The sequence below is a fragment of the Caballeronia choica genome (genome assembly GCF_001544535.1).
Lineage (GTDB): Bacteria > Pseudomonadota > Gammaproteobacteria > Burkholderiales > Burkholderiaceae > Caballeronia > Caballeronia choica.
Map to the genome: position 1 here is coordinate 35526 of NZ_FCON02000055.1, position 14077 is coordinate 49602.

At 63.1% G+C, this 14077-nt stretch carries 14 protein-coding genes; 11 read left to right on the top strand and 3 right to left on the bottom strand.

The window, feature by feature from the left end; genetic code table 11:
* Positions 1–387 precede the first annotated feature (387 nt).
* On the top strand, positions 388–2253 hold the full coding sequence (locus AWB68_RS22845) for a glycoside hydrolase family 15 protein (protein WP_087646636.1): 1866 nt from the start codon (positions 388–390) through the stop codon (positions 2251–2253).
* A 323-nt stretch (positions 2254–2576) separates the two neighbouring features.
* Positions 2577–3848, top strand: coding sequence for a polyhydroxyalkanoate depolymerase (locus AWB68_RS22850; protein WP_087646619.1), 1272 nt, complete (start codon positions 2577–2579; stop codon positions 3846–3848).
* Between the two features lie 98 nt (positions 3849–3946).
* Here the strand turns inward: AWB68_RS22850 and AWB68_RS22855 are convergent, their stop codons facing one another.
* Entirely contained in the window at positions 3947–4579 is a 633-nt protein-coding gene (locus AWB68_RS22855; protein WP_087646620.1) for a TetR/AcrR family transcriptional regulator, read from the bottom strand.
* A gap of 323 nt (positions 4580–4902) precedes the next feature.
* Here AWB68_RS22855 and rsxB point away from each other — a divergent pair, with 323 nt between their 5' ends.
* From rsxB to AWB68_RS22870, 3 genes are read left to right on the top strand one after another with little or no spacing between them, the layout of a single operon-like run.
* Positions 4903–5739: an electron transport complex subunit RsxB gene (rsxB, locus tag AWB68_RS22860; RefSeq protein WP_200828767.1), complete on the top strand. Its 837-nt coding sequence runs from the start codon at positions 4903–4905 to the stop codon at positions 5737–5739.
* Positions 5740–5752: 13 nt separating this feature from the next.
* Positions 5753–6397, top strand: coding sequence for an endonuclease III (gene nth, locus AWB68_RS22865; RefSeq protein ID WP_087646622.1), 645 nt, complete (start codon positions 5753–5755; stop codon positions 6395–6397).
* Between the two features lie 58 nt (positions 6398–6455).
* Positions 6456–6887 carry a DUF1841 family protein gene (locus AWB68_RS22870; protein WP_087646623.1) on the top strand — a complete coding sequence of 144 codons (432 nt, stop codon included), beginning with the start codon at positions 6456–6458 and terminating at the stop codon, positions 6885–6887.
* 136 nt (positions 6888–7023) lie between these two features.
* Here the strand turns inward: AWB68_RS22870 and AWB68_RS22875 are convergent, their stop codons facing one another.
* Together AWB68_RS22875 and AWB68_RS22880 are read right to left on the bottom strand one after the other, a co-directional pair.
* On the bottom strand, positions 7024–7401 hold the full coding sequence (locus AWB68_RS22875) for a c-type cytochrome (protein WP_087646624.1): 378 nt from the start codon (positions 7399–7401) through the stop codon (positions 7024–7026).
* 84 nt (positions 7402–7485) lie between these two features.
* Complete coding sequence (locus AWB68_RS22880; RefSeq protein ID WP_062636767.1) at positions 7486–7851, bottom strand: c-type cytochrome; 366 nt, start codon at positions 7849–7851, stop codon at positions 7486–7488.
* Positions 7852–8185: 334 nt separating this feature from the next.
* Between AWB68_RS22880 and AWB68_RS22885 the strand changes: the two genes are divergently transcribed.
* The 6 genes from AWB68_RS22885 (at position 8186) to AWB68_RS22910 (ending at position 13892) form a co-directional block, all read left to right on the top strand.
* Entirely contained in the window at positions 8186–9028 is an 843-nt protein-coding gene (locus AWB68_RS22885) for an AAA family ATPase (protein WP_087646625.1), read from the top strand.
* Positions 9029–9082: 54 nt separating this feature from the next.
* Positions 9083–9673, top strand: coding sequence for a GNAT family N-acetyltransferase (locus AWB68_RS22890; RefSeq protein ID WP_087646626.1), 591 nt, complete (start codon positions 9083–9085; stop codon positions 9671–9673).
* A 10-nt stretch (positions 9674–9683) separates the two neighbouring features.
* On the top strand, positions 9684–10859 hold the full coding sequence (locus AWB68_RS22895; protein ID WP_087646627.1) for a vWA domain-containing protein: 1176 nt from the start codon (positions 9684–9686) through the stop codon (positions 10857–10859).
* 95 nt (positions 10860–10954) lie between these two features.
* Positions 10955–12163 carry a benzoate/H(+) symporter BenE family transporter gene (locus AWB68_RS22900; protein WP_087646628.1) on the top strand — a complete coding sequence of 403 codons (1209 nt, stop codon included), beginning with the start codon at positions 10955–10957 and terminating at the stop codon, positions 12161–12163.
* Between the two features lie 217 nt (positions 12164–12380).
* Positions 12381–13334, top strand: coding sequence for a transaldolase (tal, locus tag AWB68_RS22905; protein ID WP_087646629.1), 954 nt, complete (start codon positions 12381–12383; stop codon positions 13332–13334).
* A 153-nt stretch (positions 13335–13487) separates the two neighbouring features.
* The gene (locus AWB68_RS22910) at positions 13488–13892 is read left to right on the top strand and encodes a VOC family protein (protein WP_087646630.1); all 405 of its coding nucleotides are present in this window, start codon (positions 13488–13490) and stop codon (positions 13890–13892) included.
* Positions 13893–14077 lie beyond the last annotated feature (185 nt).

Here is a 14077-nt window from a genome sequence, read left to right on the forward strand (position 1 = left end):
GCCACACGTTGTTGCTTCACAACCTGCATGAAACCCCGGAGGCACGCGCACAAGGAAACCATTCTGATGAGGCCGGATGCACGCGAAGGGCAACATGAACGATGAAAAAACATCTAGAAGCGCGCGCACAAAGTGTCCCTGCCAATCTTCATTCTAAAGCGCTGACCATTTATTTTCCAAGGGCCATTGCGTCAGTTTCGTGACGGTTTGTCACGCGGCGCATCGATCAAGTTCCTGCCGAGGCCAGACTATTGCGGCAGAATGCGCCTCGATAGGCGTTTTCATCGCATCGACCACGCCGTGAGCGCGCGTACACGCGCGGCGTCGATGTGCCGGACAATCCGCGGCGCCGCATCGCGCGCCGCACGACGAGAGTTTCCATCCGCCATGCCCGCACCGATTGAAGACTACGCCATGGTCGGCGACGGTCATACCGCCGCCCTGATCGCCCGCAACGGCTCGGTCGACTGGCTCTGCTGGCCGCGCTTCGATTCCGGCGCGTGCTTCGCCGCGCTGCTCGGCACGCCCGAGCACGGCCGCTGGCTGATCGCGCCGGACCTGCCCGAGGATGCCGCGCCGCCAACCATCACACGCCGGTATCGCGGCGACACGCTGATCCTGGAAACCGATTTCGAAACGCCGGACGGCGCAGTGACGATCGTCGATTTCATGCCCGCGCGAAACGGCCACTCGGAACTCGTGCGCATCGTGGTCGGCCGGCGCGGCGCCGTGCCGATGAAGACGGAACTGGTCCTGCGCTTCGACTATGGCTCGTCGGTGCCGTGGGTGAGCCGCCTGCCCGACGACAGCGGCATCAAGGCCGTCGTCGGACCGGATCTCGCGGTGCTGCGCACGCCGATCGACCTCGTCGGCGAGAACATGAAGACGGTCGGCAATTTCACCGTGCAGGCCGGCGAACGCGTGCCCTTCTCGCTTTGCTACTCGCAATCGCACCTGCGCCTGCCGCCCGCGCACGATCCGCACACGCAACTCGCGCGCACCGAGAACCACTGGCGCGAATGGTCCGCGCAGAGCGACCTCAAAGGCAAATGGGCGCCGGCGATCCGCCGCTCCCTGATCACGCTCAAGGCGCTCGCCTATGAGCCGACCGGCGGCATCGTCGCCGCGCCGACGACGTCGCTGCCCGAGCAGCTCGGCGGCACGCGCAACTGGGACTATCGCTATTGCTGGCTGCGCGACGCCACCATCACGCTGCTCGCGATGATGCGCGGCGGCTACTACGACGAAGCCCGCGCCTGGCGCGCGTGGCTGGGCCGCGTGATGGCGGGATCGCCCGAACAGGTGCAGATCATGTACGGCATCGCGGGCGAGCGGCGCCTGCCGGAGTGGATCGTCGAATGGCTGCCGGGCTATGAGGGCGCGCAACCGGTGCGCATCGGCAATGGCGCTGTGAACCAGCTGCAGCTCGACGTGTACGGCGAAGTGATGAACGCGCTGCATCTCGCGCGCGTCGGCGGCCTGCAAAGCGACGAAACCGCGTGGTCGATCCAGTGCGCGATGCTCAAGCATCTGGAAACCGTCTGGCAGGAGCCCGACGAAGGCATCTGGGAAGTGCGAGGGGGCCGCCAGCACTTCACGTTCTCGAAAGTGATGGCGTGGGTGGCATTCGACCGCGCGCTCAAGTCGGCGGAAAAGTTCGGCCTTCCAGGCCCGCTCGACCATTGGCGCGACCTGCGCGCGCAGATTCATGCCGACGTCTGCGAGAAAAGCTGGAACGCGCCGATGAATTCGTTCGTGCAGGCCTATCACGGCGATGCGCTCGACGCGAGCCTGCTTTTGATCCCTTTGCTCGGCTTTCTTCCGCCAGATGATGCGCGAGTGACCGGAACCGTACATGCAATCGAAACCGAACTGACCCATGATGGCCTTGTGAAGCGTTATCACACGACTGAAGTCGCCGATGGCCTGCCGCCCGGAGAAGGCACGTTTCTGGCTTGTAGCTTCTGGCTGGTCGACAATCTGGCGCTCCAGGGCCGCTTCGACGAGGCGCACGCGATGTTCGAGCGTCTCATCGGACTGGCAAACGATGTGGGTCTTTTATCGGAGGAATACGACACCGTGGCAAAGCGTCTTGTCGGTAATTTCCCACAGGCGTTTTCCCACGTTGCGCTCGTCCATACCGGGATGAATCTGATGCGTCACGAGCAGGAAATCGCCCGCGCGACGGGCCAGCCCAGCAGTCAGCACGATCGGCCCACCGAAGCGGGTGCAACAACGGAAAGCCAATCGTAAAGCAATGTTTCAGTTCGGGAAATTGCCTGTTGATTGAATGAATTGTTGCATTGCACAATAACATTTTGTTAGCTATCATGCGAAAGAAATTCCGACCGGCCGTTCGGTCGTAGGCTGTGAGCGTAGTTCGTTCCGACTCACAGTCTTCGACCGATCCGCCGATAACCAGGAGCCAGCATCAAGCAAAGCATCGCCGCTTCGCTTCCGAACAGAGTCGCGAGGCCGAACAGGCTGAACCATTGACTGCCGTAAGAGGCTAATCGCCGGGCGCGTGACCGCTAGACACGGTATAAACGGCGTCACCGGTTTTACACGGGGCAAACATGCTCTATCAATTTCACGAATTCCAGCGAGCCATGCTGTACCCCCTGACAGCCTGGGCTCAGGCCGCATCCAAGTCGTTTGTGAATCCGGCCAGTCCGCTCGCGTATGTGCCCGGCTCCAGCCGGCTGGCCGCCGGCTACGAACTGCTCTACCGGCTCGGCAAGGACTACGAGAAACCCGAGTTCGAAATCCACCAGATCGAGAAGAACGGTCACAAGATCCCGATCGTCGAGCAGACGGTCGTCGAGAAGCCGTTCTGCCGCCTGCTGCGCTTCAAGCGCTACGCCGACGACAGCGCCGCCGTGAAAAGCATGAAGGACGAGCCGGTCGTGCTGGTCTGCGCGCCGCTCTCGGGCCACCATTCCACGCTGCTGCGCGATACCGTCAAGACGCTCCTGCAGGACCACAAGGTCTACATCACCGACTGGATCGACGCGCGCATGGTGCCGTTCGAGGATGGCGCGTTCCATCTCGACGACTACGTCGAGTACATCCAGGAGTTCATCCGCCATATCGGCGCGAACGACCTGCACGTGATCTCGGTGTGCCAGCCGACCGTGCCGGTGCTCGCCGCGATCTCGCTGATGGCGAGCCGCGGTGAAGACACCCCGCGCACGATGACGATGATGGGCGGCCCGATCGACGCGCGCCGCAGCCCGACATCGGTCAATTCGCTCGCCAACGAGCACTCGTACGAGTGGTTCGAGAACAACGTGATTTACACGGTACCGGCAAATTATCCAGGGGTCGGCCGCAAGGTTTATCCCGGATTCCTGCAGCACGCGGGCTTTGTCGCGATGAATCCGGAGCGTCACCTGACGGCGCACTGGGATTTCTATCAGAACCTGCTGCGCGGTGACGACGAAGACGCGGAGCAGCATCGCCGCTTCTACGACGAATACAACGCCGTGCTCGACATGGCCGCCGAGTATTACCTCGAGACGATCCGCATCGTGTTCCAGGAATTCCGTCTTGCGGAAGGAACGTGGGACGTGAACGGCGAACTCGTGCGTCCGCAGGACATCAAGCATACGGCGCTCTTCACGATCGAAGGCGAACTCGACGACATCTCCGGCTGCGGCCAGACGCGTGCCGCGCACGACCTGTGCACCGGCATTCCGGCGAAGAACAAGCGGCATTTCACGGCGGAAAAAGCCGGCCATTACGGCATTTTCTCGGGCCGTCGCTGGCGGACGATGGTTTATCCGCAACTGCGCGAGTTCATCCTCGAACACGACAAGGCGCCGAAGACGGAAGCGGTGCTCGCTTGATGTAGATTCAGCAGCAGTCAGCCGTACAAACAAAAACGCCGCGCTTCGATTTCCGAGCGCGGCGTTTTTGTTCAGGACGTTCAGGACACTGATGCGTGTCAGCGCCGCATCAGGTACGCGAGCAGCAACTCCGTATTCATCTTCACCATGTCGTCGCGCTGTTCCGCCTGGCTGAAATCGAGGCCGAAAGTCGCTTCAAGCGTGAAGCGATTCGAAACGATGTAGTAGCCAAGCCCCGAGAGCGTCACGTAAAACTTGAGCGGATCGACGTCGTTTCGAAATAGTCCGGCCTTTGTGCCGCGTTCGAGAATTCCCGCAAGTGTCGCGACAACCGGCGAAATCAATTCGCGGATGCGTGTCGATCCCTTGATATATCTCGCTTCGTGCAGATTTTCGTTGTTAATCAGTCGAAGCAATTCCGGGTGATCGCGATAATAATCCCAGACAAAATGCGCGAGACGGGTCATCGCTTCGACTGGCGCGACACCATCGAGGTCGAGCGAGCGTTCGGTGTCCACCAGCGCACCAAAAGCGTGTTCAAGCACGGCGGTGAACAATTGCTCCTTGCTGCCGAAGTAGTAATAGAGCATTCGCTCGTTGGTCTCGGCACGCCGGGCTATCTGGTCGACGCGAGCGCCGAACAGACCACCGGCTGCGAACTCGTCCGCTGCAGCTAGCAAAATGCGCCGGCGGGTGCCTTCTGGATCTCTTTTGATTTTCGGCTGATTCATGGTCGCATGATTCGAGAGCCGCGTTATCCGGATAGCGTCACGCGGCCCGTGTCGAGGGATACATGACGTGGAACGGGCGCGCCAAGGTTATTGGGGAACACCGTCCTGCGGTCAATCGGAAAAGCGCTTCGATTATGCGCACATCGATTGCCTATTGGCAATTGGGAATGAAAGGGAATTGGGCGATAATGGCGCCTTTAGCCCGAGCGCGGGAGCATAACCCGCGCCGCTCCCCGCGGTGTCGAAACATGAGCGCGTCGATGCCTGGTCGTCGCCCCCTGGCGGTCGCATGACCTACGATGCCGCCACCTCAAGCCGTGAACGTGACCGCAACCGCTCCGAAGACGCTCGCAGACCGCATCGAAGATCTGCTGCCCCAGACGCAGTGCACCAAGTGCGGGTATCCCGCGTGCCGCCCCTACGCCGAAGCCATCGCGGCAGGCGTTGCAAGCCATAACCAGTGCCCGCCCGGCGGGATCGAAGGCGTCGCGCGGCTCGCCCGCCTGCTCGGCAAGCCCGTGATTCCGCTCAATCCGGAGAACGGCGTCGAGCGCCCGCGCCCGCTCGCCGTGATCGACGAGAGCGTGTGCATCGGCTGCACGCTGTGCATGCAGGCGTGTCCCGTCGACGCGATCGTCGGCGCGGCCAAGCAGATGCACACGATCATTCCCGAGTTGTGCACCGGCTGTGACTTGTGCGTGCCGCCCTGCCCCGTCGACTGCATCGCGATGATCCCCGTGACCGGCGACAAGACCGGCTGGGAAGCGTGGACCCAGCATGACGCCGACGCCGCGCGCGATCGGCATGACCGGCGCCTAGCGCGTCTTGCGAGCGAGCGCGAGGCGGCGGAAGCGCGCGCCGCCGCACGGCAGGCGGGACGGCAGCCGACTGAGGCCAGCAACGTGCAAGCGTCCACGGTCGCGCCCGCCACCGACGATGCCACCGATAACGCCGATGCGAAGAAACGCGCCATCATTCAGGCTGCGCTCGAACGTGCGCGCAAGAAGAAGGAAGAACTGGCGAAGCTCGGCGCGGAGCCGAAGAACACCGAGCGCGTAAGCGCCGACGTGCAGGCGCAAATCGACGCTGCCGAAGAACGGCGCCGCCGCCTTGGCCTGAAGCGCGGCGATGCGCCCGAGAAGAACGACTCCGACCACTGACCCCAAGCGTCCGATGAATCCAAAGAAGCGCCGCGCCATCTTCGAGACGCTGCAGAGTCTCAACCCGCATCCGACAACCGAGCTGGAGTACACCTCGCCATTCGAGTTGCTGATCGCGGTGCTGCTCTCCGCGCAAGCCACCGATGTCTCGGTCAACAAGGCGATGCGCCGGATGTTCCCCGTCGCGAATACGCCCGCGAAAGTGCTCGCGCTCGGTGAGGAAGGCGTGGCCGACTACATCCGAACGATCGGGCTTTATCGCACGAAGGCGAAGAATGTGATCGCGACGTGCCGCCTGCTCGTCGACCAGTACGGCGGCGAAGTGCCCGACGACCGCGAGGCGCTCGAATCGCTGCCGGGCGTCGGACGCAAGACCGCCAACGTGATCCTCAACACGGCGTTCGGCCATCCGACGATCGCCGTCGACACGCATATCTTCCGCGTTGCGAATCGCACGGGGCTCGCGCCCGGCAAGGATGTGCGCGCGGTCGAAGCGGCGCTGGAGAAATTCATCCCCGAAGAGTTCCTGCACGACGCCCATCACTGGCTGATCCTGCATGGCCGCTATGTGTGCAAGGCGCGCAGGCCGGAGTGCTGGCATTGCGCGATCGAGCCGCTCTGCGAGTACAAGCCGAAGACGCCGGCGCCGGTGCTGTGAGCGGAGAACGCGCCCCGCGCCTTAAAATGGCGGTCTGCAATCCCTGGAAACCCGCCGCATGTTCAATCCCAGCCGCGACGAAGTTCGTCAATTCTTCACCGACACCTGGCGCAAGCAGCGCGCGGGCGAAATCCTGACGCCGCTGGAAAGCATCGCCGCCGACTGGATCGGCGAGCATCCGGAATATCAGCGTGAACTCGCCGATCCCGACGCGAAACAGGCCGACTACTCGCCGGAGCGCGGCCAGAGCAATCCGTTCCTGCATCTGTCGATGCATCTCGCGATCAGCGAGCAGTTGTCGATCGACCAGCCGCCGGGCATTCGACGCGCCCACGACAAACTCGTGGCGCGGCTCGGCTCGACCCACGACGCGCAGCACGCGATCATGGAATGCCTCGGCCAGATCATCTGGGACGCACAGCGCACCAACACGCCGCCCGACACCGATGCCTATCTCGCGCTGATCGAACGGCGCGCTTCGCGGGATTGAATCAGGCTTGTGGACGATGTTCCCGTCCGCCTTTGGCAAAGTTAGCGTCGCGCCACATCTCACACAGCCCGTAAACGACTACACCCCGCGCGAGCGGGGTGTAGTCGTTGAACCTGACGAACGACGAAAGCCGGCGTTATTTCTTGAGCACCAGACTGCCGTTCAGCGATTCGATATAAGCCGCGATGTCCTTCAGATCGCCTTGCGACAGGTTCTGCACCTGCGCGGCCATGATCGCGTTGCTGCGGCCGAAGTTCGGGTTGCCGTTGCCCATTTGATACTGGCGCAGCGCCCAGTACACGTACGTCGCATGCTGGCCCGCGAGCTTCGGATATTCCCCGCTCACCGGGTTATTGAGGTTCGGGCCGTGGCAGGCCGCGCAGTTGTGGCTTTCGGACAGCGCCTTGCCGTTGCCGGCATCGGCGGCGTGCGCCGCATTCATCGACGCAAGGCCGACCAGCGCCGCCGCGCACGTTGCCTTGAACACTGTGTGGAGTGCCTGAGAGGGCTTCATGAATTCTCCTATCCCGCGAAATTTGATTGCCGAGTGATTCGCGGCTGACGCGCCGCACGCTGCCGAATTGAATCCGGGCGCGGATCACTTGTCGGGATTGTTCTTCGAAGAGGGGGTTTGCGCGGCGTAGTACGCTGCGATGTCGGCGATGTCCTGATCGGTCAGCGTCGTGGCGATGGCGCGCATCGTGTCGAAGTGGCGGTCGCCCTTCTTGTACGCGTGCAGCGCGTTTTCGATGTACTTGGCGTTCTGGCCGCCAAGCATCGGAACGTTATAGACCTCGGGATACGCCGTGCGGTACCCCGGAATGCCGTGGCAACCGATACACATCGCCACCTTGCCCTCGGCCGCCTTCGCGTTGCCGACGACATCGGCCGACGCCTGGGTCGCGAAGCCGGCGAGGCCCGACAGCGCTGCGATCACGGCACATTTGCCGATGAATTTGTTCATAGCTTCTCTAACCTAGCATGAGGGGAAATCCGGCGCGCCCGATGTCCGACCCAAAGGCCACGGCCCGCGCCGAGTTCGTCACAACCTTCTCGGGACTCTCGTCGCCGGACGCTTCGTCTGTCGACTGTCTCTTTTGCTCTAGCCACGCAGGCCAAAAAAATCGCGCTAATTGTACCGCGCGACCTACCCTCCGTCCACCGGGCGGGCGTGCGCGCCGTGCCCGCCGGGCGGTCCGGCGGGCGCGGCGAGCCGGTTCACACGATACGCGCCGCGCGCTGAAGACAATAGCCCATCTGACTTATACTGGAATTTTTTCCCCACCGGACTCCTTGCCATGCGTTTCGAAGGCTCATCGCAATACGTCGCCACCGACGATCTCAAGCTCGCAGTCAACGCCGCGATGACGCTTCAGCGCCCGCTCCTCATCAAGGGCGAACCCGGCACCGGCAAGACGATGCTCGCCGAGGAAGTGGCGGCCGCGCTGGGCATGCCGCTTCTGCAATGGCACATCAAGTCGACGACGAAGGCGCAGCAGGGTCTCTACGAATACGACGCGGTCTCGCGCCTGCGCGACTCGCAACTCGGCGACGAGCGCGTCAAGGACATCCGCAATTACATCGTGAAGGGCGTGCTGTGGCAGGCGTTCGAGGCCGACGAGCAGACCGTGCTCCTGATCGACGAAATCGACAAGGCCGACATCGAATTCCCGAACGACCTGCTGCGCGAACTCGACCGCATGGAGTTCTATGTCTACGAGACGCATGAGCTCGTGAAGGCGAAGCACCGGCCGCTCGTCATCATCACGTCGAACAACGAGAAGGAACTGCCGGATGCGTTCCTGCGCCGCTGCTTCTTCCACTACATCAAGTTCCCGGAGCCGTCGACGATGAAGGAAATCGTCGAGGTGCACTTTCCGGGCATCAAGCAGGAACTGCTCGCCGCCGCGATGCAGAGCTTCTTCGAATTGCGCAACGTGTCGGGGCTGAAGAAGAAGCCGTCGACGTCCGAACTGCTCGACTGGCTGAAGCTGCTGCTCGCCGAGGACATTCCGCCGGAAGCGCTGCGCTCGTCGGACCAGAAGCAGATCGTGCCGCCGCTGCACGGCGCGTTGCTGAAGAACGAACAGGACCTGCACCTGTTCGAGCGGCTGCTCTTCATGAACCGCAGCAACCGTTGATCGTTGATCGCTGAACGTTGATCGCTGGATCGCCAACCCGAAGGAATCGAACGCATGAGCCGCTGGATCGAACCCGTCACGCTGTCCGGACAACACGTGAAGCTCGTCCCACTTTCCGTTGAACACGAAGCGCCGATCGCCGCCGCAGCCGCCGACGGCGAACTCTGGAAGCTCTGGTACACGAGCGTGCCCGCGCCCGGCGCAACGCGCGCCTGGATCGACGCCGCGCTCGCCATGCGCGACAACCTCGGCGCGCATCCGTTCGCCGTGATCGATCCGAAGACGGGCGAAGTCGTCGGGTCGACACGGTATTTCAATGTCGAGGCGGCGCATCGGCGGCTGGAGATCGGGCATACGTGGTACGCGAAACGCGTGCAGCGCACCGCGCTCAACACCGAAGCCAAGCTCCTGCTGCTCTCGCACGCGTTCGAGAATCTGAAAGCGATCGCCGTCGAGTTCCGGACGCATTTCATGAACCACCAGTCGCGCGCGGCAATCGCGCGGCTCGGCGCGAAGCAGGACGGCATCCTGCGCAATCACCAGATCGGGAAGGACGGCGCGTATCGCGACACCGTCGTGTTCTCGATCATCGAATCGGAATGGCCGGCCGTGCGCGCGCATCTCAAGCACCGGCTGGAAGGCTGAGACTCGAACCATGCTGATCGACTTCTTCTACTCGTTGCGCGGCGCGAAGCTGCCGATTTCGGTGAAGGAATACCTGACGCTTCTCGAAGCGCTGAAGGCGCAGGTGATCGCGCCGTCGCTCGACGAGTTCTACTTCCTCGCGCGCATGACGCTCGTCAAGGACGAGAAGTACTTCGACAAGTTCGACCAGGCGTTCGGCGCGTACTTCCACGGCGTGGCGAAGCTCGACGAAGCCGCGTTCGACATCCCGCTCGACTGGCTGAAGAAGCGTATGGAGCGCGATTTCACGCCCGAGGAGAAGAAGCAGATCGAAGCGCTCGGCGGCCTCGACAAGCTGATGGAGCGCCTAAAGGAACTCTTCGACGAACAGACCGGGCGCCACGAAGGCGGCAGCAAGTGGATCGGCACGGGCGGCACGTCGCCGTTCGGGCATGGCGGCTATAACCCGGAAGGGATTCGCATCGGCGGCGAGTCGTCGGGCAATCGCACGGCGGTGAAGGTGTGGGACGAGCGTGCGTACCGCGACTACGACGATCAGGTCGAGATCGGCACGCGCAACATCAAGATTGCGCTCCGGCGCCTGCGCCGCTTCGCGCGCGAAGGCGCGGCCGAAGAGCTCGATTTGCCCGACACGATCCGCAGCACCGCCGCGAATGCCGGCTGGCTCGACCTGAAGATGGTGCCCGAGCGGCACAACAACGTGAAGGTGCTGATGCTGCTGGATGTCGGCGGATCGATGGACGATCACATCAAGCGCGTCGAGGAACTGTTTTCGGCGGCGAAGGCCGAGTTCAAGCACCTGGAGTTCTTCTATTTCCACAATTGCGTCTACGACTATCTGTGGAAGAACAACCGGCGGCGCCACGGCGAGCGCACGCCCACGTTCGACGTACTGCACAAGTTCACGCCCGACTACAAGCTGATCTTCGTCGGCGATGCGACGATGAGCCCGTACGAAGTGCTGCAGCCGGGCGGCTCGGTGGAGTACAACAACGCCGAGGCGGGCGCGGTGTGGTTGCGGCGCCTCGCCGACCAGTTTCCGCATCACGCGTGGCTCAATCCGGAGCCGGAGCGGCTGTGGGAATACCGGCAGTCGATTTCGGTGATCCGGCAGGTGCTCGGCAACCGCATGTACGGGCTCACGATGGCCGGGCTCGAAAGCGCGATGCGAGCGCTGTCGAAGTAGGCGGGCTTGCGTTCAGTTCACGTTAATCGCGTTCATATTGCGAACGCTTGCGGCGAGCGCGTAACATTCGCGCTTCCTTTGAGCCGATCTGTAGCATGAACCCGCCGTCGACCTCCCCCGCCCTCTCGCCGCAGCCGCTGCGCCCGTTCTCCGATACCTCGGTCTCCGCGTTCGTCGCGGGCTTCGTCGCGATGATGACGGGCTACACGAGCTCGCTCGTGCTGATGTTCCAGGCCGGCCGCGCGGCGCATCTCACCGACGCGCAGATTTCCTCGTGGATCTGGGCCCTTTCGATCGGCATGGCGGTCTGCACGATCGGCCTTTCGCTGCGCTTTCGCGCGCCGATCGTCATCGCGTGGTCGACGCCCGGGGCGGCGCTGCTCGTCACGTCGCTGCCGAACGTCGCGTACGGGGAGGCGATCGGCGCGTTCGTCGTCTGCGCGGTGCTCCTGACCGTCGTCGGCCTCTCCGGTCTCTTCGACACGCTGATGAGAAAGATCCCCGGCGGCATCGCCGCCGCATTGCTCGCGGGCATCCTGTTCGAAATCGGCATCGAGATCTTCCGCGCCGCGCAGTTCCAGACGGCGCTCGTCCTCGCGATGTTCTTCACCTACCTGTTCGCCAAGCGGCTCGTGCCGCGCTACGCAATTCCCGCGACGCTCGCCGTCGGCATCGCGGTCGCGGGCGCGCTCGGGCTGCTCGATTTCAGCCGCTTTCACGTCGCGCTCGCGCAGCCCGTCTTCACGATGCCCGTTTTTTCCGTCGCGGCAACGATCAGCATCGGCATTCCGCTTTTCGTCGTCGCGATGGCGTCGCAGAACGTGCCGGGCGTCGCCGTCCTGCGCGCGGACGGCTACACCACGCCCTCGGCGCCGCTGATCGCGACAACCGGGCTCGCGTCGCTCGTGCTCGCGCCGTTCGGCTCGCACGGCGTGAATCTCGCGGCGATCACGGCGGCGATCTGTACCGGCGCCGAAGCGCACCATGACCGCTCGAAGCGGTATATGGCGGCGGTCTGGTGCGGCATCTTTTATCTGCTCGCGGGCGTGTTCGGCGCCACGATTGCCGCTTTGTTCGCGGCCTTTCCGAAGGCGCTGGTGGTGTCGGTGGCTGCGCTCGCGCTGTTCGGCTCGATCATGAGCGGACTCGCCAACGCGATGCAGGACATCCGCCAGCGGGAAGCCGCGCTCGTCACGTTCATGGTGACGGCGTCGGGCCTCACGCTGCTTTCGATCGGCCCGGCGTTCTGGGGACTGGTCGCGGGCGTGGTCACGCAGGTCGTGCTGAACGCCCGCCGCGCCTGAAAGCACGCCCTGTCGCCGAATCTTCACACGGCGCACGCATGCTGACACCGCAGGTCGAACCGATGCCCGCGCCACGGGTATCTGCGCGAACCGCGCGCGCAGGAATAGAATGACAGCGAGGGGCGAGCCGCCGGTGGAAAACACCAGACGGCGTCGCGACTGAGGTTCAACGCGGGCATCCGCATTTGACAAGGCGCCACCGCGCCGACGACTCGACATGACTACCGCTCTCGACCAGCTCAAGCAATACACCATCGTCGTCGCCGATACGGGCGACTTCCAGCAACTCGAGCAATTCAAGCCGCGCGACGCGACGACCAATCCGTCGCTGATCCTGAAAGCCGTGCAGAAGGACGACTACAAGCCGTTGCTCGAAAAAACCGTGAAGGAACACGCGGGCAAGCCGGTGGACCAAGTCATCGACCGCCTGCTGATCGCGTTCGGCACGGAAATCCTCAAGATCATCCCGGGCCGCGTGTCGACCGAAGTCGATGCGCGCCTCTCGTTCGACACCAAGGCGTCGATTGCGAAGGGTCACGAACTCATCAAGCTGTACGAAGATGCCGGCATCGGACGCGAGCGCGTGCTGATCAAGCTCGCTTCCACCTGGGAAGGCGTGCGCGCGGCCGAAGTGCTGCAGAAGGAAGGCATCCACTGCAACATGACCCTGCTGTTCTCGCTCGCCCAGGCGGCCGCGGCGGCCGATGCGGGCGCGCAACTGATCTCGCCGTTCGTCGGCCGCATCTACGACTGGTACAAGAAGTCGGCGGGCGCCGAGTGGGACGAAGTGAAAAACGGCGGCGCGAACGATCCGGGCGTGCAGTCGGTGCGCAAGATCTACGCGTACTACAAGAAGTTCGGCTACAAGACCGAAGTCATGGGCGCGAGCTTCCGCACGGTGAGCCAGATCACGGAACTCGCCGGCTGCGACCTGCTCACGATCAGCCCGGACTTGCTGAAGAAGCTCGCCGACAGCAACGACAAGATCGAGCGCAAGCTCTCGCCGGACGCGGTCGTGAACGGTGCGGTCGAAAAGATCGCCGTCGATGAACCGAGCTTCCGCTTCGCCGTCAACGACGATGCCATGGCGACCGAAAAGCTCGCCGAAGGCATCCGCACCTTCGCCGCCGATGCGATCAAACTCGAAAAGGTGATCGCGGCGCTGCAGTAAACCGCGCGGCTTCACCGGCTCCGGAAAGCGGCTCCGAGACTTCATCGTTTCGGAGCCGTTTTACATTTGTTGATGATTCGGCGCGTGCCGAGCGCACCGGCGCTGCACTAGACTTCCCGCACTGGCGGCCGGTCCGCCGCAAAGGAGTCTGTGATGCGTCTCGAAACTTATCTTTTCTTCAACGGCCAGTGCGAAGCGGCGCTTGAGTTCTATCGCGAGTCGATTGGCGCCGAAACGCTGTTCCTGCTGCGCTTCAAGGACTCGGCCGAAGCCGCCGACACGCCGTCCGACTGGCAGGACAAGGTCATGCACGCGACGTTTCGCGTCGGCGACCGCGAGCTCATGGCCTCCGACGGTATGGCGGGCGCGAAGCCGAAGGGCTTCGCGGGCTTCAGCCTGTCGCTGGCGGTCGACGATTTCGCAGCCGGCGAGAAGCTATTCACCGCCTTGAGCGCAGGCGGTCAGGCGTTGATTCCCTGGCAGGCCACGTTCTGGACGAAAGGCTACGGCATGCTCACCGACCGCTTCGGCGTGCCGTGGATGGTCAGCGTGGGGTGATCGCTGGCGCTTGGGGGGTGTGGGGTTTACGCCGTTTGATGCGCTCAGGCTTCTATGGAATTTGTATTGGTTTTGGTTTATTTGCTCTGCCCCTGTCCGGGGCGGGACTCACTTTCTTTGCTGCTGCAAAGAAAGTAAGCAAAGAAAGCAGCTTTCCAACGCCAATCCTTGCCATGCGCCGCTAG

What these genes read in the sequence shown, in the direction of transcription:
- AWB68_RS22875 (WP_087646624.1), bottom strand. Translation starts at nt 7,401, where the DNA reads ATGAAGCCCTCTCAGGCACTCCACACAGTGTTCAAGGCAACGTGCGCG.
- AWB68_RS22845 (WP_087646636.1), top strand. Translation starts at nt 388, where the DNA reads ATGCCCGCACCGATTGAAGACTACGCCATGGTCGGCGACGGTCATACC.
- AWB68_RS22890 (WP_087646626.1), top strand. Translation starts at nt 9,083, where the DNA reads ATGAGCCGCTGGATCGAACCCGTCACGCTGTCCGGACAACACGTGAAG.
- AWB68_RS22910 (WP_087646630.1), top strand. Translation starts at nt 13,488, where the DNA reads ATGCGTCTCGAAACTTATCTTTTCTTCAACGGCCAGTGCGAAGCGGCG.
- AWB68_RS22855 (WP_087646620.1), bottom strand. Translation starts at nt 4,579, where the DNA reads ATGAATCAGCCGAAAATCAAAAGAGATCCAGAAGGCACCCGCCGGCGC.
- AWB68_RS22895 (WP_087646627.1), top strand. Translation starts at nt 9,684, where the DNA reads ATGCTGATCGACTTCTTCTACTCGTTGCGCGGCGCGAAGCTGCCGATT.
- AWB68_RS22850 (WP_087646619.1), top strand. Translation starts at nt 2,577, where the DNA reads ATGCTCTATCAATTTCACGAATTCCAGCGAGCCATGCTGTACCCCCTG.
- nth (WP_087646622.1), top strand. Translation starts at nt 5,753, where the DNA reads ATGAATCCAAAGAAGCGCCGCGCCATCTTCGAGACGCTGCAGAGTCTC.
- AWB68_RS22885 (WP_087646625.1), top strand. Translation starts at nt 8,186, where the DNA reads ATGCGTTTCGAAGGCTCATCGCAATACGTCGCCACCGACGATCTCAAG.
- AWB68_RS22880 (WP_062636767.1), bottom strand. Translation starts at nt 7,851, where the DNA reads ATGAACAAATTCATCGGCAAATGTGCCGTGATCGCAGCGCTGTCGGGC.
- AWB68_RS22870 (WP_087646623.1), top strand. Translation starts at nt 6,456, where the DNA reads ATGTTCAATCCCAGCCGCGACGAAGTTCGTCAATTCTTCACCGACACC.
- AWB68_RS22900 (WP_087646628.1), top strand. Translation starts at nt 10,955, where the DNA reads ATGAACCCGCCGTCGACCTCCCCCGCCCTCTCGCCGCAGCCGCTGCGC.
- tal (WP_087646629.1), top strand. Translation starts at nt 12,381, where the DNA reads ATGACTACCGCTCTCGACCAGCTCAAGCAATACACCATCGTCGTCGCC.